Below are 22,233 nucleotides of genomic sequence, written 5' to 3'. Positions count from 1 at the left end.
AGGCTATGTATCCAACACTATTATCATCTACTACAATAGGCAATTACGCCATATCCAACAAGGTAGTCATGGCGCCTACCTTGGGCAAGACGCACGTTCCTGCGGGTATTCCGAACGACGTGATGGTGAACTACTATAGCCAGCGGGCCAAAGCTGGCCTGATCATAGCAGAGGGGACCGGTCCTGCGGAGAATGGTATGGGCAAAGCGCACATGCCTGGCATCTACAGCAAGGACCAGATAAACGGATGGAAGAAAGTTACAAAGGCAGTTCATGAGAACGGAGGCCGGATCTTCCTGCAGATCATGCATACCGGACGTATATCACATCCGGCAAACATGCCCGGAAAGGCAGAAGTGATTGCTCCTTCAGCGGTTGCCGCCAAAGGAGAGATCTGGACAGAACAACACGGATGGCAGCCATATGCCACTCCGAGAGCGATGACCACTTCAGAAGTACAGAAAATGGTGCAGCAGTATGTGAAGGCAGCCACCCAGGCTATTGCAGCCGGGTTTGACGGAGTAGAACTGCACGCAGCACATGGCTACCTGATGGACCAGTTCCTGCATCCTGATACTAATCAGCGTACAGATAAATACGGCGGCAGCATCCCTAACAGGGTCCGCTTTATACTGGAAACGGTAGCTGCTGTGAGTCACGCCATCGGCAAACACCGCACAGGTATCCGCCTGTCGCCTTACAGCCAGGTAAACGATCTTCAGCATCATAATGAGATAGATGCAACTTACGCTTACCTGGTGGATGCACTGGACACTTATGGCTTGTCTTATATCCATCTGCTGACAGAACCTTCCACTCCGGCTACACTGATAGCAGGTGTCCGTTCAAGGTTCAATGGTACACTCATCCTGAATGGTGATTATGATGCCGTATATGCGGAACAGACCGTGCAGAACGGATTGGCAGATCTCATCGCTTTCGAAAATCCATGTGTTTCTTCTCCCCTCTCCGGTAAGTTTGAAATGACTTCCAGTGAGCCACTTAAAAAACCCAATTACGCTTGCGCGAATTGTTAATCATAAATCTGAGAGTTGTTTAGTTGTTTACACTTCCGTAACGGGAGAGCTGTTGCGGAAGTGGTTCTTCGGGTAAGAAAATCAGGATACTTAAGTGCAGGATATAAATACGATTAGCTTTAGACAATCGCTTGAAGAACGTTGAATGGATAAATAAAACTTAGGCTGGGAAGAGCAATTCTCTAATAGTACCGGCAGTATAAAATGGGCTGGATCTGTTTTAGGAATAAATATCAGACGTAAACAGATTGGATTTCAAAAAAAACAGCTTAGCCATAGTTATAATGTAACAGATCGGCCCATTTTATATTGCCCGGATCCCCGGGGTTGTCACCCCGGGCTACAAACACGGCCACCCCTGACGGGGTGGATTGACGCGAATATCGCATCATGTTCCCGGGGTTATCACCCCGCGCTACAAACACAACCACCCCTGACGGGGTGGATTGACGCGAATTATCACATCATGTCACCATAGTTGCACCCCGCGATATAACAACGTCACTCCTGCAGGGCGGAAATTATCGACCCACACCCGCTTCAACGCCGAGTTCTTTCCAGTTGAAATATTGTTGCGCGTTATAGTAGCAGATATCTTTAACGACCTTGCCGATCCATTCTATATCATTTGGTAATTCACCATTCTCCACTTCCTGGCCCAATAATTCACATACGATACGGCGGAAATATTCATGACGCGGATAAGATAAGAAGCTACGGGAATCTGTCAGCATACCTACGAAGCGGCTTAATAATCCCATATTGGATAAGGCATTCAGCTGTTTGATCATACCATCTTTCTGATCCAGGAACCACCATGCAGAACCAAATTGCACCTTGCCAGCAATAGAGCCGTCATTGAAGTTACCAATCATCGTTGCCAGCAGTTCATTGTCGGCCGGATTGAGATTATAAAGGATAGTCCGGGCCAGTTTATCCTGGCTATCCAGGCGATCCAGGAACTTCGCCAGTGCTCTTGCCTGTGAGAAATCACCAATAGAATCCCAACCGGTATCAGGACCTAACAAGCGCATCATACGAGAGTTGTTGTTACGTAATGCGCCCAGGTGATACTGTTGTACCCAACCCTTTTCCCAATCCCATTCCGCCAGCTGTAACAGCAATGCAGACTTAATCTGTCTTGTTTCCTGCAGATTCAGTCTGGTACCGCCTCTTACCTTCAGAAAAACAGCGTGGATATCTTTTTCCTGGAAGTCTTCTGCATAGATCTCTTCGATACCATGGTCAGATACAGAACAACCCTGTGAGGCAAAGAAATCGTGTCTGTTCTTCAATGCATCCAGCAGATCATTGTAAGTGGTGATCGTGATGCCGGAGGCTTCTTCCAAACGTTGCAGATATTGATTATATTTTTCAGGGTCATCAACATTCATGGATTGATCGGGCCGGAACGCAGGCAGGATAGGTATTTCAAAACCATCCTGTCTTAATTGCTGATGATATTCCAGCGTATCTGCCGGATCATCTGTTGTACAAACCAATGCTACATTCATCTTACGCAACAGGTTGCGCGTACTGTAAGCGCTGGTGCCCAGCTGTGCACTGGCGTTCTCATAAATGTCTGCAGCGGAAGCAGCATTCAGCACATCATGAATATCGAAGTAGCGCTGCAACTCCAGGTGTGTCCAATGATACAATGGATTACGCAGCGTATAAGGTACTGTCTCTGCCCATTTCTCAAACTTCTCCCAGTCAGACCTGTTACCGGTGCAATAGCTTTCAGGCACGCCGTTGGTACGCATCGCTCTCCACTTATAATGATCGCCGTACAACCATGCCTGCGTGAGATTGCCAAACTTCGTATCTGCTGCTATCTGCGCTGGTGGCAGGTGACAATGATAATCAATTACAGGCATCTCTTTTGCATAGTCATGGTACAAACGTTTCGCAGTATTATTACTCAGGAGAAAGTGTTCATCCAGGAACTTCTTCATTGTTGACATTAATTAATAGTTAGTAAGATTACAGTGACACACCTCTTTTCCAGGGAATGAAATCATCCTGTCCGTTGATAACGGATCTGGCTTTTGTAGTTCCGCTGGCCACATCGATCACATAGTTAAGAATGCGTTCACCAGCTTCCTGAATAGACTCTTCTCCATCGATGATAGTGCCTGTATTGATATCGATGATATCGGGCATGCGCTCATAGAGCTTTGTATTGCTGGATAGCTTTATAACGGGCGTCACAGGATTACCGGTGGGTGTACCCAGGCCGGTGGTGAATAATACGATCGTAGCGCCTGATCCCACTTCAGCTGTTGTTGACTCTACATCATTGCCGGGTGTACAAAGCAGGTTGAGACCTGGTTTACTCACCTTCTCCGGATAATCAAGCACGGCTGCCACAGGCGAAGTACCGCCTTTCTTGGCCGCTCCGGCGGATTTAATAGCGTCTGTGATCAGGCCATCTTTGATGTTACCTGGTGAGGGGTTCATATCGAAACCGGAACCTGCTTCCTCTGCACGTCGCTGATAGGTACGCATGAGATCTATAAAACGTAATGCATCTTTTTCATCTGCACAACGGTCGCTTAACTCCTGCTCCACACCACATAACTCCGGGAATTCGGATAATATTACTGAGCCACCTAATGCTACCAGCAGGTCAGAAGTATAGCCAATAGCGGGATTGGCGGAGATACCGGAGAAGCCATCGGAACCGCCACATTCCAGTCCTATGCATAATTTAGACAGTGGTGCTGGCTGACGGGTGATCTTGTTAGCTTCAATCAATCCAGCCATGGTCTGCTTTACCGCCGCAGTGATCAAAGCCTGCTCAGTACCTGTTTGTTGCTGATCCAGTATGTATAAGGGTTTGCTGAACTGAGGCGACCGCTTTTTAATCTCTTCCTCAAGCATAGAGATCTGTGCATTCTGGCAACCCAGACTTAATACGGTAGCTCCTGCTACATTTGCATGTGTGATATATCCTGCCAGCAATCCACACAGCGTTTGTGCATCCTGCCTGATACCACCACAGCCACCTTCATGTGTCAGGAATTTGATACCGTCTACATTTTCGAAGAGGCGGGGTTGTTGTGCAGCGCCATCATCTTCTGTATATACTGTTTCCAGTATACTATTGGCATCTGCGCCTTGTTTATACTGCGCTGCCAGTTTACGGGCAAATGCTGCATATTTCTTCGGACGGCCATAGCCCAGTTCCTCTACCAGTGTTTCTCTTAATACTTCCACATTCCTGTTCTCACAAAACACCATTGGGATCACCAACCAGTAATTGCCTGTACCTACACTGCCATCTGCCCGGTGATAGCCCATAAACGTGCGTTGCTGCCATTTCGAAATATCCGGTATATGCCAGGATGTTCTTCTTGCAGGCGCCAGCTGAAAGTCGCTGGCAGCATGTTTTACATTGCTTACCGCTATTTTAGCACCGGCTGGTAATGTTTCTTTTGCGCGACCTACCAGCACACCATACATCGTTATTGCATCTCCTGTATTGAGCGCTGTTTCCGTGAATTTGTGCTTTGCCGGTATATCTTCTACCACTGTATATACCTGGCCATTTTCCTGTACACTGTCGCCTTTTTTCAGGTCAGTAAGCGCTACTACCACATTATCATGCGGATGCACTTTTAGCACTTTCCGTTTCGTCCCCGTCGTCATATCTGTATTCATTTTTAAGCAATCGTTATTTCTTCGGATACTCTTCTGATCAATGAAAGAGCTCCTTCCGTCTGCAATGCGCCCAGCATCACTGTCACTGCATGCGCAAAGCCTGTTAATGTGGTTAGGTCTGTACCCCATAGCGTGGTGTCCTTCAATACTGTCTGTACCAGTACTGCCGGTTCCAGCCTTTGCCATTTCTCTTTGAAATAAGCTGCATGATCGTCTGTTACATTACCATCCCGCATAAACAGCAGGTAGGCCGCAAAGCCAAGCGCCATCAATGCAGGCACTTCTTCGTAGCGCTGGTAATGGTGTTGTAATACCGGTATCACCCGCATCTTCATCTTGGAAGTATACTGCATCGTGATGCTTAACCAGCGGTGTTCGATATAAGGGTTCCTGAAACGGTCCAGCACACTTCCCGCAAAGCGCAATGCCGCGTCTTCACGGATGGTCATATCTGTAATAGCGGGTACTATTTCATGTTTCATCAGGGCAGATATACAGCTTTCCATGGCCGTATCTTCCATTGCCTCCTTCACGGTTTCAAATCCCGCTAAGGCTGCAAGTCCGCAGGTAAGCGTATGCGTACCATTCAGCAGACGTAACTTCAGCTCACGGAACACGTTGATATCCGGCGCTAATATTACACCGCTGTCAGTCTGGTAGAAGGACAGTTTCTTCCTGACTGTTTCATGGTCTGTCTCTATTGCCCACAGCGCATATGGCTCAGACATGATCATCAGCTGATCTTCATAATCCAGTTGCTGTTCCACCGCAGTATGCGCTGCCGGAGCTAATGCACCCGGTACAATACGGTCTACCAGTGAATTGCAGATATGATTGGCAGCATTTAACCATTGAATGAAGGTCTCATCCAGCTGATTACGTCTGGCCAGTTCAAGCAGTATATTTTTCAGTTTGGTGCCATTGTCAGGAATCAGTTCCGTAGGAATGATCACCATTCCTTTATCCGGATCTCCTTTGAAATGCTGATAACGACGCAGAAGGAATGCCAGCAGTTTACCGGGAAAAGAGGCAGGCGGCGCAGCATGTACATTATCATCTGATAGAGTAATACCTACTTCTGTCGTATTGGAAATCACTATTTCCATGTCAGGAGAAGCCGCGCAGGCCAGTATTTCTTCCCATTCTGCTGCGGCAGATAATACCCTGCTGATGGCGGCATTGACAATATACTCCTCCACTCTCCTACCCTGCATGATACCCTGTATGCAATGTGTGTACAGGTTGTCCTGTTGCTGGTAGGCGTCTGTATTGCCTTTGTCTGTCGACTTGATCACTACGATACGGCCATTGAAAATGCCTGCTTTATTGGCCTTGTCAATAAAATAATCCGGCAGCCCACGTAACAGTACCCCGGTACCGAATTGCAGCACTTTCTCGGGCAAGTCCCGACGTTCTTCGCCGCTCAATAACTGTTTGTTCAATTGCATATGCCTCGTTTACATTATTTACGCGCTACCTGTTTGAACAGCCATTCAGTAAGATCAACAGCTGCCTGGTAGTTTTCAAAAGATGCCGGTAAGCGGCGTCCGTCAAGATATTCGTTATAGAACCATGGATCGCCTACGGCGAATACTGTTCCTTTACCCATTTTAGATACGGCCATTATTACGTCTCCCTTATCGGTATACACCGCTCTTGCCGGTTGTGCCGTGGTGATGGTAGAGATCTCTTTGATATAAACCTTTTTGGTATGCGGGAATACTTCATTGCCGGCAGGCAGGAATAAAGCGCCCTGTTCAAACTGTTTACCTTCTACGTGATTACGGCTGTCTTCTTTGAACGTAATGCCGAAACGGCTTGTTAATTTATTGAAGGTTTTTATTTCGGAATTACCGGCGTCATTCTGCAGGATCACCAATACGCCTCCTTTCTTTACCCAGTTATATATCTCTTCTGCATGCGCATCCGTCATATAGTTTGGCTGCGTCGTTTCCCTTTCTGTATCCGGGTCAACGATGAGGAAAATGTTAGTCTTTGCAAGACTTGCAGCAGTAGGCGCTGCAGACAATGTATTTATTGCGGCGCCTCTGTTGCGGAAGATATGTCCCCAGAGAGAATAACCACCATTGTCCATCTCATTCCATACGTAATGCCAGGATTCCGGTTGCCCTACAGGACCTTTTCTGAATTCGTTATTGAAGTAATTGTCGATCGTTACTGTTACACCTTTTCCTGTTTTGGGAATAGCTGCCTGCTCCATTTCATTTGCTGCCATCATATATGCCCCTACTCCTTTGGGGTCATTCGTCACGACTTTCTCACTGAGGTAATAAGCATAACTACCATCACGGTAAGGATCACCACCTAATCCGGCAACACTTACAGTACCTTCCAGGTTCACACCACCTTCGGGGGCAGGTCTTACAAACTGTTTTGTTAATCCTTTATAACCTTTATCAGCCACTGCGCTATAGCTGGCGGGAAGATATCCCAGGCGTACGCCTTTGGCCAGTGTATACACAAACATGCAGGAAGCAGAGGCTTCCAGGTAATTGCCTTTTTCCTTTGCTTTATCCAGTACCTGCCACCAGCAACCGCTGGCAGGGTCCTGGTATTTCTTAATGGCAACAGCCAGCCTGTTCAGGATCTGTATCAGGCTGTCCCTGCCGGGATGTCCCTGTGGGAAATATTCCAGTACATCCACCAATGCCATTCCATACCAACCCATGGCACGGCCCCAGAAATTGGGAGAACGACCGGTGGTCTTATCCGCCCATTTTTGGGCACGTGATTCATCATACCCATGATACAACAATCCCGTTTTAGTATCGCGGGAATGTACTTCCATCAGCACAAACTGACGTGTAATATCTTTGAACGCGGCGTCATCATGAAAGAGCGCTGCATACTCAGCATAGAAAGGCTCTCCCATATACAGGCCGTCCAGCCACATCTGGTAAGGATAACGCTTCTTATGCCAGAAACCGCCTTCATTTGTACGTGGATGTTTATCCAGCTGCGCTTTCAGTTTATCTGCGGCCAGTTTATATTTCTCATCATTGGTCACTTTATACAGCAACAATAAAGAGCGGCCATTTTTAATATTGTCTATGTTGTAATCTTCAGCCTTATAAGTACGGATAGTTCCATCCTTTTCGAGATAATGATCAATGCCGGTCTGTATGAAACGGAAGTATTTTCCGTCACCTGTATTCTTCCACAATCCGGTAAAGCCTTCCAGTACCACACCCTGGTCATATGTCCAATGTGCGGGCCTTCCTGCCAGTTGTAACGAATCTCCCCATAACCTGATCATCGTTTCAGCCATCTTTGCAGATTGCGCAAAAGCGAAGGCAGGCAGCAGGAGAAAAAGGATGTTCAATAGTTTTTTCATGCCGTGTGCGTTTTCTTAGATCCAGATAGTAAACACCAGGAGATAAATGCGGTAATAATCCCGCATTTATTCCTGGTGCTTTGGTGTCTGATTAGTTTATCGTTTTGTAATATCAAGTTTCACCTGTTTGCTGTCCTGCACATTGAGCTTGCCGTCATCTTTCGTAACAAGGGTAACATTGGTCAGACTGATATTACTGCCCGCAATACAGTCGCCCGCTGTCTTCGCCTTGATCGTAATATCCTTCAGGTGGATATCGCTGATCGGCATTTCCGGTAGGCCACGGATAAAGATGGCTTTCTCAGCGCCATGACATACTACATTGCTGATATGGAAATCCCTGAACTGTGGCGTTGCCTCCGTTACAGGAAAGAGCTGCACTTTAGGCGCTTCACGCTTTTCGCCCGACAACGGCACAGGGTCTTTCGCCATGTAATACATGTCGAACAGGATAGCCTCTGCCGGAATATCTTTCATGTTGATATTATTCACGTAGATCTTTTCTACTACACCTCCACGGCCACGGGTGGTTTTAAAACGCAGCCCGATATCTGTGCCCAGGAAAGAGCAATTGGATACATAGAGGTTACGTGCGCCACCCGACATTTCACTGCCTATTACAAAACCACCGTGTGCATGATATACGGTACAATTGCTGACAATCACATCTTCCGTAGCCACGCCCCTTTTACGGCCCTGTTCATCTCTGCCGGATTTGATACAGATACCATCGTCACCTACATCGAAAGTGCAGCCCTCGATGCGGGAATAGCGGCAGGATTCAAGATCCAGTCCATCGCCATTCTGTGCGTACCATGGATTCTTTGCATATACATTGCGTAACGTGATATGCTCTGTCAGCAGCGGATGGATACACCAGGCCGGGGAATTCTGGAAGGTCACTCCTTCCAGCAATACATACTTACAGGAGGTAATACTGATCATATTCGGACGGAGGAAATCCTTGATGTCGTCATAGTCAGCCGCCGTCTTACCCGGCTCTATTACACCCGCCAGCTTAGTATGAGAACCTTTTAATGATTTTGCGGAAGGATACCAGGTCTTTTTGTCCTCTCCTTCTATGCCACCGGAGGCCAGCAGTTTAGACCATTGTGATTCCGTCAGTTTATCCTTCTTCACAATACGCCAGGCATCTCCACCACCGTCCAGTATACCATTGCCGGTAATAGCAATATTCTCCACATTTACAGCAGATACAGGCGCCTGGCAACGGATGGCCTTTAAGCCCTCGTACGTAGTTTCCACTAATGGATACTGGTCAAAGTCTGTTGTGAACTGTAAGATGGCATTAGGCGCCAGGTACAGGTTCACGTTGCTCTTCAGCACAACAGGTCCTGTGAGCCATAGCCCCGGAGGTACCATCACTACACCACCGCCTTTGCTGTTACAGGCCGCGATCGCATCATTGATGCTTTTACCATTCAGGGTAATACCATCAGCCTTTGCGCCAAAAGCAACAATGTTGAATGTGTCCCTTCTGAAATGTGGCTCATAGATCTCCGGCAGGTCAAAACGGTACTTTCCCTCAAAGTCAGTCTGTTCCAGGTATTTTTCCAGTCCGATGTGTTTATCCCTGATCTCCCGGGCTACCAGTCCTGCTACCAGGGTAGCGCCATAGGTATTGAAATGAGTATTGTCGGTAACGCCATTGGGCAATGTTGTATAGTGTCCTGCCGGAGTTGTCTTGAACAGCTTTTCAGAGCCCTGTACGCCATGCTGCAGGAGCAGTGCTTCGCTGCTCTTATGCAGGTCAATCAGGGGCACTTTATTGCTGGCAGCCACTTCTCTCACTACACGGGGATAGTCCCCGTGCTGGTCTACAAAAGCGCCTTTTTCATCAAACTTCCGGCGTTGTACCGGGGTAATGAGGATAGGATTCGCACCTTTGGCTCGAGCTTCCTTAACAAAGCGGATCAGGTTATCCTTGTATTCGCCCTCAGGAGCCGCATAACGGGTCGGATCTTCCTTCTTTGAGTCATTATGCCCAAACTGGATAATAACCCAATCTCCGGGCTTTAATTGTGCCAAAACACTATCCCAGCGATGCTCATTAATGAAGCTTTTGGTACTGCGCCCGTTGACGGCATAATTCTTTACGGTCACACCTTTCTGTAAAAAGAGCGGGAACAGCTGCCCCCATCCTCTTTCGGGATTGTCTTCCAATGGCTTGTTGGCCATGGTAGAATCACCGATCATAAACACGCGCGGCGGATCGTCTGTCGCTATCCAACTGATCAACGGAAAAAGCAGCGCCAATAGATACAACTTCATGAGCTTTCGGTTTATAGTATTACTGATAGTTCGGATTCTGAGTAAACTCACTCTTATTCGTCACCGCATCGATCTGGTCCTGCGGGATAGGACGAACGGTATGATATGACTGGAAATTCTTGGCCGCATCCGGATTGTGCGCAGAGATCTGGGCGCCCAGCTTACCGGTACGTTTAAGATCAAACCAGCGTAGCTGTTCGCCTGCCAGTTCACGGGCCCTCTCAGCCAGGATAAAATCAATGGTCATATCTGCATCTGTCACCTGCATTTCAGCTTCATGACCAGGAATGATAGAACGTTTGCGTAAGTTGGTGATGTATTCTGCCGCTTTGGCTTTGTTACCCAGATTGATCTGCGCTTCAGCAGCGATCAGGTACACCTCGCCCAAACGGATAATATAGGCATCACGCGCACTTTGTTCTTCGTCCTTGCTACCACGGGTAGGATCTTCAAATTTCTTCAGGGAGATATAATGGGTACGGTCGGATCCTCCTTCTCCTGAAAGATAACTAGTATTCCTGTCATATACACGATATGGTTTACCAGCGGTATCCCCGGGGGCTACAACGTATTTGGTACATACCACGGCGGTATCACCCAGTTTCATACCTCTACGTCCTGTTGCCGGATTATTACAGAACCATACAGTTTTGAAAGACGCATCAAAACGCGCATCTGCCTTTTCATTAAAGAGCTGCAGCAGGTACAATGTAGGCATATACCTGTTGAAAGGACGGCCATTCGCTATATCACGCTGCATACCCGGCAGGTCATCATATTTCATCGTAAACATCAGGTGGCCATTGTTAGCGCCACGGGAATGCCCGTTAGGATATAAAGTAGCGTCCAGTCTGTCGTTAAACACCAGGTTCTTCATATAATTAACGGCCCATACAATCTCTTTGTTTTGCAGGTTATCCATACGCCAGAGGTCAGCATATTTAGCCTGCAGTGCAAATCCGAAGTTATTGATGACTGAATCGGCCATTGCCGCAGCTTTATCATTCTGACCACGGGTGAGGTACATACGCGCCAGGAATGCCATTGCCGCCGGTTTTGTAGCACGGCCATAGTCGCTGGTAGTGCGCGGCAGATTAGCAGCCGCTATTTCCAGGTCGCGGAAGATCTGCGCATAAAAAGTATCTACCGGGGTACGGTTGGCCGTTGTCTGTACACCGTTTGTTTCCGTCAGCGTAAAGTGAACACCACCCCATGTCTCCACAATATGCCAGTAATAGAAGGCCCGGAGAAAACGCAGCTCCGCCTCACGGATCACTCTTTTGTCTTCTGTGAACCCGGCATTACCAACCCTGGCTATACCTGTATTACAGAGATTAATGGCGGAATACATCTGTCTCCACAATCCCCCCATCACGCTATTGCTTGCCTGAAGATTGATGTACTGTGTGAGATCAGGGTATTTGTCGCCGGTACCACTGGTCCAGAGGTCTGTACCCATTTCAGCAATACTATAACCCTCTTCTTTTCCATACCACCAGCGGTTGTAGGAATAAGCAGCATTTACCAGTGTTTCAAAGCCGTCAGGTGTACTGAACACCTGGTCGACGGTAAGTCCGGAAGGATTATACTCTTCCAGCTGTTTGTTGCAGGCGGCCAGCAAACCGGCGCCCAGCAGTATAACGATAAACAGGTTTATATAACGTTTCATGGTTTGTCAGGTTAGTTGAATGAAATCAGAATTCTACGTTCAGGCCAGCCACATACATTTTGGTCAACGGATTGCTCAGGTCACCGCCCCTCTCAGGATCATAGTCTTTCACTTTACTGAAGGTGAAGAGGTTTTTACCCGTTACATAAACACGCAGATTGCTCATATGCATTGTTTTCAATGCGCCAGCAGGCAGTGTATACCCCAGCGAGATGTTGCGGATCTTTACGAAAGAACCATCCTTATATCCCAGTGTTTTAATGTAAGGCGTACCATCTTTTGATACACTCGCATTTGGACGTGGATAGGCATTCGTTTCATGCTCCGGTGTCCAGTAGTCAAGTGGCGCACTATTTTCCAGTCCCTGCGGATCGTATTTAGCTGCATATTCTGAATTGATCCACTGACCGATACGTGCAAACACGTACACGTTCAGATCAAAGTTCCTGAAGCGGATATCGTTATTGAAACCACCGCTCCAGGTAGGTACCTGTTTACCTACTATTACACGGTCGGCAGAATTCAGCACCCCGTTATTGTCCTGATCACGTACTTTAATATCTCCCGGCTTGTTCTTGTATTTGGCAGCAGCATCTGCTTCTTTTGTCTGCCAGATACCGATCTTCTCATAGTCGAAGAATACTTTTACAGGCTGACCAATGAACCAGCTGTTGGCTACGTCATTGGTGTTGGCATCAGCCAGCGCCACGATCTCTTCCTTGTTCTTCGAGAAAGTGATATTGGATGTCCAGCTAAGTCCATTCACTCTTACATTAACAGTATTGATACCGAGTTCAATACCTCTGTTCCTCGTTTTACCAATGTTCTGGATCACTGTACTTACGCCTGAAGAACTAGGCAATGTTCTCTGCAACAGCAGGTCTTTTGTATGCGTATCGTAGTAGTCGATAGTAGCATTGATCCTGCCATTGAGGAAACCCATATCCAGTCCGACGTCGGTAGTGGAAGACAGTTCCCATTTCAGGAATTTATTACCAACCTGGCTGCCGATGGCGTATCCCATTGCAGAGTTGGTATCATCATAAGAGAATGGGATCTTGCTCAGATAGCTGGCGGTTGCATAAGGCGGCACCGCATCATTACCGGCGATACCATAGCTGGCACGCAGTTTCAGATCGCTGAAGATATGCTGGTCGCGCATAAAGGCTTCGTCAGAGACACGCCATGCTCCCGCAACAGATGGGAAAAATGCCCATTTATTACCAGGCGCCAGTTTGGAAGAGCCATCGGAACGACCTGTTAATGACAGGAGATATTTTCCTTTATAACTATAGTTGATACGTCCTGTGAAGGAGATCAGTTTGTTGGCCATATAGCTGGAACGGATCGCAATACCGCTCACGCTGTTCTGTAAGGCGTAGTATAGCTGTGAAGGTAGCAATTGTCCTTCACCCTGCAGGAAACTGGAATCACGCTGATCGGAGAGTATACTGGCCACGCCGGTTACTCCGAATGAATGATCGCCGATAGAGCGCTGATAGTTCAACACGTTCTCCCAGCTGAGAAAACGTCTGCTGCCATTATTGAGCTGCGAGCGGGAAGCCGAAGCGGTAGCACGGTCGATCGTATTTTTGGCGGCATAGATACCTGTACGTGAGTTATCCAGCGTAACACCGAAGTTGGAACGTAGCGACAACCCTTTTAAAGGTGTCAGCTCCACATAAGTGTTCACGAAAGTGCGGGTTATTCTACCATTGTTCTGATATGCATTGGGTTGTTCATCCGCCAGTGGACTGATCATCGTACCTCCATTAGGGAACATGATCAGGTTACCATTCTGATCATAAGGAACGCCGAGCGGTATGATCTTGTTACCCTGATTCAGGGGATCGCGGCGGCTATCCTGGTTGTAGTAAGTGATCTGGCTCTGCATACCCACTTTCAGGTATTCATTGACGATCTGATCGAGGTTCAGGCGGGCAGAATACCTTTTCAGGTGATCCAGTTTGAAGAGCCCTTTCTCATCGAAATAATCCAGCGAGAGATATACTTTCGTTTTATCTGAGCCACCGGATACACCTACCTGGTAGTCCTGTTGCAGGCCATCATGGATCAGCAGGTCGGCATAGCTTGTCCAGAGATTATTCTGGATAGCATTCACTTCTGAAGCGTTAAAGATCAGCGGATCATCTGCTTCACTTTTCCAGCGGCCGGTAGTGCGGTTCGCTTCACGTTTCAGTGCAACATACTGCGGACCGGTAGACAAAGCGGGATAACCTGCTACCTGCGATGTGCCGACATAGGTGTTTACAGTGACGCGTGGTTTACCACTGGCGCCTCTTTTAGTTGTAACAATGATAACGCCGTTGGCGCCTCTTGAACCGTAAATAGCGGTGGAGGAAGCATCTTTTAATACTTCCATTGACTGGATATCGTTCGGGTTAATATCCTGGATGTTCTCATACTGTACACCGTCTACAATGTAGAGTGGTCCGTTGTCTGCACGGATAGAGCGGTTACCTCTGACGGTCACATTGACCTTAGCACCGGAGGCGCCACTGCTTTTGGTAATATCTACACCAGGCAGTTTACCCTGTACAGATTCCATTACGTTTGTAGATGGGATCTTCTTCAATTCTTCTCCTTTCACAGAAGCAACAGCACCGGTGAGGTCACGTTTCTTTACTTCACCATAACCCACTACCACGACTTCATCGAGTTGTTTATTGTCTTTTTCCAGTTTCACTATGAGGTTGCTGCTACCATTAATGTTTTGTGTCAGCGCCTGATACCCCAGGTAACTGAATACCAATACACCGTTTCTGGCATCGGGAACTGTAAGGGAAAATGCACCGGTGGCATCTGTCTGCACACCTGTTGTTGTACCTTTAAGATGTATGTTCACCATTACGAGCGGCTCGCCTGTTGCTGCGTCGGAGACACGCCCTTTTATAAGCTGGCTCTGTGCAAATGCCATCCCGGCACTACCCAGCAATAGCCAGTAGATCAATAACAGTTTTTTCATAACGTAGTGTTGTATATGTCTTTCTAAATTTGGGTTTTGTTAATCCGCAACGGAATTAGTATTACTACAGTGGCAATACAAAGCAGTACTGGTTTGTATCAGTTCCTTCTACCGATATCCCCGAAACAATTCTACAGCTATATTCATTAATATGGAAAGGTTTGCAGGTATTTATTTACGCAAACGTTTGCGGACTACATGTGTTTTAGTGCATGACATATACAACTACAATTTTATGCCTGCTAATGTGCAGCGGTGATCCGGAACCAATCAAAATCGGCAAACCCCGAATCGTTGATCTGTGAAGCGCGTGTACAGAAGATCCCTACTTTGGCCCCTATCCATCTGCCGGGTTGTGCAGTAAATGGTTTGCCTGCGGGAATGAATTGCTGACCGTCCAGGCTATAGCTAAACTGGCAAACTGCCCCCTTGCTTACCTGTACGCGGAACCAACAGGTGCTGTCTTTTGCAGTGGTCAGTACTTCCTGTTCTTCCGGCGTTCCTTTATCGGCATGCAGGCAGGAGGCATAGACCACCTGTAAAGTATTTCCCTTCTTTACGAGTGAGATCCCCGCATAGTCTGTACCCATGATGATCAATCCCGTACGTTCACCTTCCAGCGAAGGATTGGGGGTAAAGGTCAATTTGGTAGTAGCAGTAAAACTATCCGCAGGAAATTTCTGTAACAACAGGTTGGGGACCTCCCAATAGTTACGGCAGGAATCCGGCATCCTGGCAGAGAACAAACGCAGCACACCACGTGCAGGGAAAGGCATCATCCAGGTGGAGACAGGGTTTGCCTGCCATTGCCATTGTAATCCCAATGATTGACTGTTAAACTCATCCGATTCCTGTGGGGTTATTACCTTGCCTCCCTGCAGCGGCTTACGGTAAGTCATTACCGGTTCTCCTTTTCCATCTTTGTCTGGATCATTACCGATCACCGGCCAGTTATTTACCCACTGTAAAGGTTGCAGGTGTACCACACGACCATAAGCTCCTTTGTCCTGGAAATGCAGGAACCAGCCGGAGCCGGAAGGCATATCTACCCAGGCGCCCTGGTGCGGACCATTGATGGTCGTATTTCCCTGGTCCATTACGATCTTCTCTTCGTAGGGACCATAAATATTCTTCGACCGCATGATCAGCTGCCAGCCGGTACTTACGCCTCCGGCAGGAGCGAATATGTAATAGAAGCCATTACGCTTGTATAATTTCGGGCCTTCCAGTGTTGGCTGCGCACCATGGCCATCAAATACCAGTACCCCTTCATCTGTGACAGCTGTTCCCGCTGCATTCATCCTGTTGAGTGTCAATATGCTTTTAATACCGGCCCTGCTGCCAGCCCAGGCATGCACGAGGTACACTTTGCCGTCGTCATCCCACAGCGGACAAGGATCTATCAGCCCCTTCCCTGCTTTCACCATAACAGGATCTGACCAGGGCCCCGCTGCATTTTTCGCTTTGATCATATAGATACCAAAGTCAGGATCAGGATAATAGATATAGAATTCTCCGTTGTGATAACGGATAGAAGGTGCCCATACGCCATTGCCATGCCTTACTTTACTGAAATGTTCAAAAGGCGGTTGCCTTTGCAGTGCATATCCTGTCAGTTCCCAGTTCACCAGGTCTTTTGAGTGCAGAATAGGCAGCCCCGGTGCAGCATTGAAACTGGAGGCTACTAGATAAAAGTCATTTCCTGCCCGGCAGACGTCAGGATCAGAATAATCGGCATTAATAACAGGATTTTTATAGGAGCCATTTCCGAGGTCCGGTACCCATGATTGTGAGAGCTGCTGCCCGTAAACAGTGGAAAAACAGGTTAATCCGGCAGCTAAAAATATCAGCGCTTTAGTCATCTGTGAGACGTTTTTCATACGTGTTAGAATGACACTAATATAGTATAAAATAAATTATAAGTATATTTACTCATTGCGTTATGAAATTTGAAGCTGCCACTATAAAAGATATCGCCATTGCGCTGGGGTTGTCCACCTCTACTGTGTCCCGTGCCCTGCGGGACAGTCATGAGATCAGTATTGCTACCAAACAGCTGGTTCTCGAATATGCCACCAGGATCAATTACCATCCTAATCCGATCGCGCTGAGTCTGAAGGAAAAACGAAGCCGCTCCATAGGCGTCATCGTTGCGGAGATTGCCAATAGTTTCTTCTCACAGGCGATTAATGGTATAGAATCCGTTGCGAAAGATAAAGGGTATAATGTAATGATCTCGCAGACGCATGAGTCGTTCGATAAAGAAGTGATGACATTGCAATACCTCGCATCGCGTTCTATCGACGGACTGCTAATCTCCGTATCCAGTGGCACGGAGAACCTGGACCATCTGAAGGCTTTACATGAAAGAGGCTTTCCAATCGTGTTCTTCGACCGTATTGTGGAAGAGATACAGACCCACAAGGTGATGGTAGATAATTTCAGGGGCGCTTACGATGCTACACTCCACCTGATCAATAAAGGGTATAAACATATTGCTGTTATTGCGGGGCCTGAGAACCTGTCTATCAGCCGCGAACGCATTGCAGGATACAGGGAAGCACTGGCACATACCCGGGTAAAACCAGGCAAGGCGCTGATCAAATACAGTCGCTATGCCGGACTACAGCTGCAGGAAGTAGAACAGGCCGTGAGCCAGCTACTAAAACTGCGCCCACGGCCTGATGCTATATTTACGGCGTCAGATAAGCTGACCACCAATTGTATGCGTGTACTAAAAAGTAAGGGGATCCGCATTCCACAGGACATTGCCCTTGTCGGCTTCTCCAATTCAGACCTGATTGAACTGCTACACCCACCGTTGACTGTCGTAAGGCAACCGGCCTTTGAAATGGGCCAGATTGCTACCCAACTGTTATTGCAACTGATTGAGAGTAAAAAGCCCGTCAAGGAATTCGAGAGAAAAATACTGAACACAAATCTTATCATACAGGCCTCTTCCTGATACGGCATATTATGCAGTCACCTGCTGTCCGGCCAGTTCCACTGTCAGTTCAGCGATCCTGTTGGAGATACCTACTTCATTGTCGTACCAGGCCACTATTTTCACCAGATTACCTATTGCACGTGTCAGGGTACCGTCTACGATGGAGGAATGTGTATTGCCCAGGATATCCGCAGAAACCAGTGGTTCTTCTGTATACTCCAGCACTCCTTTCAGCGAAGTATCCGCATAATGTTTGAACAGCTGGTTGATCTCCGCTGCTGAAGCAGGTTTCACCAGATTCAAAGACATATCAGCTATAGAACCATCAATCACAGGCACCCTGTAAGAGAAACCATCCATTTTACCTTTCAGGTCGGGCAGTACATCGCCGATCGCTTTTGCAGCACCGGTGGTAGTAGGGATGATAGACTGTGTGGCAGCTCTGGCCCTTCTGTAATCTTTATGCGGACCATCCTGCAGCATCTGATCCATCGTAAATGCATGCACAGTGCTCATAAAGCCGGATGCAATACCGTATTCTTTATCCAGCAGGTATAATACCGGTGCGATACAGTTTGTAGTACAGGACGCAGTGGAAAGAATTTCATCATCCACGCTGATCTGATCATTGTTAACGCCTGCTACGATCGTCTTCACACCACCGCTGGCAGGCGCTGTGATCAACACTTTTCCTGCACCGGCAGCAATGTGTTGCATCGCCAGTTCCTTCTGTGTAAAGCGGCCCGTGGATTCGATCACCACGTCCACTCCCAGTTGTGCCCAGGGCAATTTCTCGGGCGAGCGTTCATTCAGCAGCAGGATATTCCTGCCATTTACAATAAGATGTTTATCATCGTGTGTCACTGTTCCCGGGAATTTCCCGTGAGAAGTATCATATTTCAACAGGTGCGCGAGCAACCCGATATCTGTCAGGTCATTAACAGCTACTACTTCCACTCCTTTCTTGTCCTGTAATGCTCTTAGCGTCATTCTGCCTATACGTCCGAATCCATTAATTGCTACTTTCATCGTGATATATTTTTGGGTGATCAATTAAGTGTTTGTAATGATGTTCTGAAAGAACGGCGGTAATCTGAAGGCGATACCATCATATGCCGCATAAATGTGCGCCGCATAGACACCAGCCCTCCCAGTCCGCATTTGTCAGCGATCTGCTCCATGCTCAGGTCACTGTCTTCCAGGTATTTCCGTGCAATTTCTACCCGCAGTTTTTCTACAAATTTCGCCGGCGTCATCCCTGTTTCTTTGATAAATACACGGTTGAAATTCCGCAGGCTCATATTGCTAAGTTCAGCGAGGTGCTCTACGCGGAGATCTTCCTGTAAATGGCGGACGATCCAGGGATGCAGTTTCCCTGCGATGGAATTCCCCATCGTATGCACCTCTAGTAAAGAGCTGAACTGTGATTGATAACCTGTGCGTTTCAGGTATAAGACCAGTTTGCGTGCTGACTGCAGGGCCAGATCCCGTCCATAGTCTTCCTCCACCAATGCCAGTGAGAGATCTATGCCCGAAGCGACACCTCCCGAAGTATAGACATTACCGTCGCGTGTATAAAAAGGATTAGTGTCCACTTTAATATCCGGATACCGGCGCTGAAAGTCCTGGCTGAACTGCCAGTGTGTAGTAGCATGTTTACCTTCCAGGATACCGGCTTCTGCCAGTGCATAGGTGCCTACACAAACGGAACAGATACGCCGTACCTTCGGATAAGTGTCATGCAGCCATTGAATAAAAGCGCCGCTGGTTTCCAGCATAGACATCGGAAAGCCCGCAATGATCAGTGTATCAATAGGCTTATCGATCGCGTCTGCTCTCACCTCGCAACTCAATTCCATACGGCTTTTTGTCGTGATCTTTTTTGTGCTGAGTGGAGAAGCCAGCAACAGGTCATATCCCTCACCAGATGATGCCCCCATTTCGTTCAGTATGCCGTCGGCCGCAGTGAAGACGTCCACTGGTCCGGCGATATCTAACAGGAAAGTACCTGGCATAGGTACAACTACAATCAGTTTCTTTGTTTTAACCGGCATAAGCTTGCTTGAACGTTACAAATGTAGTATGTGTCTGAGATGGCACAAATGCCATATTTTATACAATTTATGCCATTTAAGGATTCAAAGGCTTTTAATGCTATTTTCTTATCTTTAGCGCTTCAGCTAGTCTTTACATATTTGGATATTACGGAATTACATAATGAACGTGAACTTTTGGGACAGGTCGCAGCAGGTGATGAATCTGCATTCCGTACTATTCTCCGCTTCTATCATCCCAGGGTCTTCTCCCATGCCCTGACTTTCACTAAATCCTATCCGGAGGCGGAAGAGATTACACAGGACATCTTTTTGCGAATATGGCAGCAAAGGGAAAAACTGCCGGAGATTGAGAACTTCCGGAACTTTCTCTACATCCTGGGCCGTAACCAGATCATTTCCGCTATGCGGAAGCAGGTAATGAAAACGGACGCGGCTGCTGAGTATCCTATGGAAGATATGCTGATCCCCGATCAGCAGTACCAGTATAAAGAAACCTACGCGCTGATCCTGAAAGCGGTTGACAAACTCCCTCCCCGTCAAAGGGAAGTATTTACCATGAGCAGGCTGGAACATCTCAGTCATGAACAGATCGCCGAAAAGCTCAATATTTCAAAAGCAGCGGTCAACTGGCATATTGTACAGGCCCTGAATACCCTGAGAACCTATCTGGCCAACTATCCCGAAGTACTTATTTTCCTGATAGCTATCGCTCCAATGTATTAATAAAATAAAAATCTGAATTTATTTCCCTGTTGACCTATTATTCTCCTTTTACGATTGCGTCTTTATATGTGCAAGGGGCAATTATTTATTCAGAAAGGCGAACAGCTCATGGATCAACACGTTTTTACTTCATTACTGGACAAGTATATTGACGGCAGTATCAGCACAGCCGAAAAAGCGCAATTCGCCCGTTTGATGGAGCTGCCGGAAAACCGGGAGCTGCTGGAGCATGCGTTACAGGATGCTATGCTGACTGACAAATACCTGTTCCCCGTACCTGCATCTCAAACCGACCGTTTTATAGAACAGTTTACAGCGCAGGTCCATGGGCTGCCGCCTGCCCCTGTCAGACCTATATACGCTTATCGGCGCTGGGCTGCTGCTGCCGCAGTTCTTCTGTTACTGGGAACAGGCGCCTGGTTCTGGTACAGGCATACGCCTGCCTCCCGCCCTATTGCCTCCAATACGGCCACAAAACCAATACACGATGCCACACCGGGTGTAACAGGCGCGTTGCTTACACTGGATGATGGATCGCAGGTGGTGCTGGATAGCACCAGCAACGGCGTCATTGCGAACCAGAACGGTACAAAGGTGCTGCTCAGTAAAGGCCAGCTCGATTATGAATCCGGCAAAACTTCAGGCGGCATCTCCTACAATACCATGACCACACCCCGCGGCCGCCAGTTTAAACTGGTATTGCCGGATGGCACCAAAGTATGGCTCAATGCCGCTTCTTCCCTGAAATATCCCACCGCCTTCACAGGCAATGAAAGAAAAGTGGAGATTACCGGAGAGGCATATCTGGAAGTAGCACAAAATGCAGACAAACCCTTTATCCTGTCTGTAGCCAATAATATTACCGTAAAAGTGCTAGGCACCAGCTTTAATGTCAACGCCTATCCTGATGAAAGTACGGTGCATACCACACTGGTAGCCGGTAGCGTGCAGGTAGCCGCCGTAAACAGCGATGCAGCTGTTACCCTGCAACCGGGTAAACAGGCAAACCTGTTGAAAAGAACAGGAAAATTCAGTGTGCAGTCGGCCGACGAAGAGCAGGTCCTGGCCTGGAAAAACGGCTATTTCTATTTTGACAGGGCCGATGTACAAACCATCATGCGACAGATATCCCGCTGGTATGATGTGGAGGTGGAATACAAAGAAATACCGGATAAAAAATTCAGTGGTACTATACCTAGAAATGTCAATGCTTCACAGCTGTTTAAGATACTGGAGCTGACCGGGAATGTACATTTTACTATAGAGGGCAATAAAGTAATCGTAAGATCATAAACCAACCATACAACCAAATCAGCCACCACAACAATTGTATTTGTTCACATTTTAAACAGCATTTTATAGAAAACTACAAAACACAATTCTGAAACTGTCTTCCCATTAAAAACTAAACCGGCGATGCGCTAACATCCCGGTTTATTGGGTGACGAATGTAACGTTGGATCACAATTTCTTCAACCAAAACAAATTTATGTATTTAACTGCT

At 47.4% G+C, this 22,233-nt stretch carries 14 protein-coding genes; 4 read left to right on the top strand and 10 right to left on the bottom strand.

Annotated features, from left to right (window positions below; translation table 11 throughout):
* The first annotated feature begins 5 nt into the window (after nucleotides 1–5).
* Nucleotides 6–1,037, top strand: coding sequence for an alkene reductase (locus BLR32_RS32620; protein WP_089838696.1), 1,032 nt, complete (start codon nucleotides 6–8; stop codon nucleotides 1,035–1,037).
* Between the two features lie 521 nt (nucleotides 1,038–1,558).
* On the opposite strand, the gene uxaC is transcribed toward BLR32_RS32620, so the two are convergent.
* The 8 genes from uxaC to BLR32_RS32580 all read right to left on the bottom strand — a co-directional run bounded on the left by uxaC (nucleotide 1,559) and on the right by BLR32_RS32580 (nucleotide 16,882).
* Nucleotides 1,559–2,992: a glucuronate isomerase gene (gene uxaC, locus BLR32_RS32615; protein WP_089838694.1), complete on the bottom strand. Its 1,434-nt coding sequence runs from the start codon at nucleotides 2,990–2,992 to the stop codon at nucleotides 1,559–1,561.
* A gap of 28 nt (nucleotides 2,993–3,020) precedes the next feature.
* Nucleotides 3,021–4,700 carry a UxaA family hydrolase gene (locus BLR32_RS32610; protein ID WP_245705581.1) on the bottom strand — a complete coding sequence of 560 codons (1,680 nt, stop codon included), beginning with the start codon at nucleotides 4,698–4,700 and terminating at the stop codon, nucleotides 3,021–3,023.
* Between the two features lie 2 nt (nucleotides 4,701–4,702).
* A complete protein-coding gene (locus tag BLR32_RS32605; protein WP_089838693.1) occupies nucleotides 4,703–6,148 on the bottom strand; it encodes a tagaturonate reductase in 1,446 nt (481 codons plus the stop codon).
* Between the two features lie 14 nt (nucleotides 6,149–6,162).
* Nucleotides 6,163–8,055, bottom strand: a complete 1,893-nt coding sequence (locus tag BLR32_RS32600) for a DUF4350 domain-containing protein (RefSeq protein ID WP_089838691.1) — start codon at nucleotides 8,053–8,055, stop codon at nucleotides 6,163–6,165.
* A gap of 96 nt (nucleotides 8,056–8,151) precedes the next feature.
* Nucleotides 8,152–10,347, bottom strand: a complete 2,196-nt coding sequence (locus BLR32_RS32595) for a glycosyl hydrolase family 28 protein (protein WP_089838689.1) — start codon at nucleotides 10,345–10,347, stop codon at nucleotides 8,152–8,154.
* A gap of 19 nt (nucleotides 10,348–10,366) precedes the next feature.
* On the bottom strand, nucleotides 10,367–12,016 hold the full coding sequence (locus BLR32_RS32590) for a RagB/SusD family nutrient uptake outer membrane protein (RefSeq protein ID WP_089838688.1): 1,650 nt from the start codon (nucleotides 12,014–12,016) through the stop codon (nucleotides 10,367–10,369).
* A 25-nt stretch (nucleotides 12,017–12,041) separates the two neighbouring features.
* Nucleotides 12,042–15,002, bottom strand: coding sequence for a SusC/RagA family TonB-linked outer membrane protein (locus BLR32_RS32585; RefSeq protein ID WP_089838686.1), 2,961 nt, complete (start codon nucleotides 15,000–15,002; stop codon nucleotides 12,042–12,044).
* Nucleotides 15,003–15,244: 242 nt separating this feature from the next.
* Nucleotides 15,245–16,882 (bottom strand): glycoside hydrolase family 43 protein, encoded by a 1,638-nt coding sequence (locus BLR32_RS32580; protein ID WP_245705580.1) that lies wholly within the window; start codon nucleotides 16,880–16,882, stop codon nucleotides 15,245–15,247.
* A 62-nt stretch (nucleotides 16,883–16,944) separates the two neighbouring features.
* Here BLR32_RS32580 and BLR32_RS32575 point away from each other — a divergent pair, with 62 nt between their 5' ends.
* Nucleotides 16,945–17,967: a LacI family DNA-binding transcriptional regulator gene (locus BLR32_RS32575; RefSeq protein WP_089838684.1), complete on the top strand. Its 1,023-nt coding sequence runs from the start codon at nucleotides 16,945–16,947 to the stop codon at nucleotides 17,965–17,967.
* 9 nt (nucleotides 17,968–17,976) lie between these two features.
* Here BLR32_RS32575 and gap read toward each other — a convergent pair whose 3' ends face one another.
* Together gap and BLR32_RS32565 are read right to left on the bottom strand one after the other, a co-directional pair.
* On the bottom strand, nucleotides 17,977–18,978 hold the full coding sequence (gap, locus tag BLR32_RS32570) for a type I glyceraldehyde-3-phosphate dehydrogenase (protein ID WP_089838682.1): 1,002 nt from the start codon (nucleotides 18,976–18,978) through the stop codon (nucleotides 17,977–17,979).
* Between the two features lie 20 nt (nucleotides 18,979–18,998).
* Nucleotides 18,999–20,003 carry a GlxA family transcriptional regulator gene (locus BLR32_RS32565; RefSeq protein WP_089838680.1) on the bottom strand — a complete coding sequence of 335 codons (1,005 nt, stop codon included), beginning with the start codon at nucleotides 20,001–20,003 and terminating at the stop codon, nucleotides 18,999–19,001.
* Nucleotides 20,004–20,180: 177 nt separating this feature from the next.
* Here BLR32_RS32565 and BLR32_RS32560 point away from each other — a divergent pair, with 177 nt between their 5' ends.
* On the top strand, nucleotides 20,181–20,729 hold the full coding sequence (locus tag BLR32_RS32560) for an RNA polymerase sigma factor (RefSeq protein ID WP_176842515.1): 549 nt from the start codon (nucleotides 20,181–20,183) through the stop codon (nucleotides 20,727–20,729).
* Nucleotides 20,730–20,837: 108 nt separating this feature from the next.
* A complete protein-coding gene (locus BLR32_RS32555; RefSeq protein WP_176842514.1) occupies nucleotides 20,838–22,022 on the top strand; it encodes a FecR family protein in 1,185 nt (394 codons plus the stop codon).
* Nucleotides 22,023–22,233 lie beyond the last annotated feature (211 nt).

Source organism: Chitinophaga filiformis (assembly GCF_900102545.1).
GTDB lineage: Bacteria > Bacteroidota > Bacteroidia > Chitinophagales > Chitinophagaceae > Chitinophaga > Chitinophaga filiformis.
This window is presented reverse-complemented; position numbering and strand designations above follow the sequence as displayed.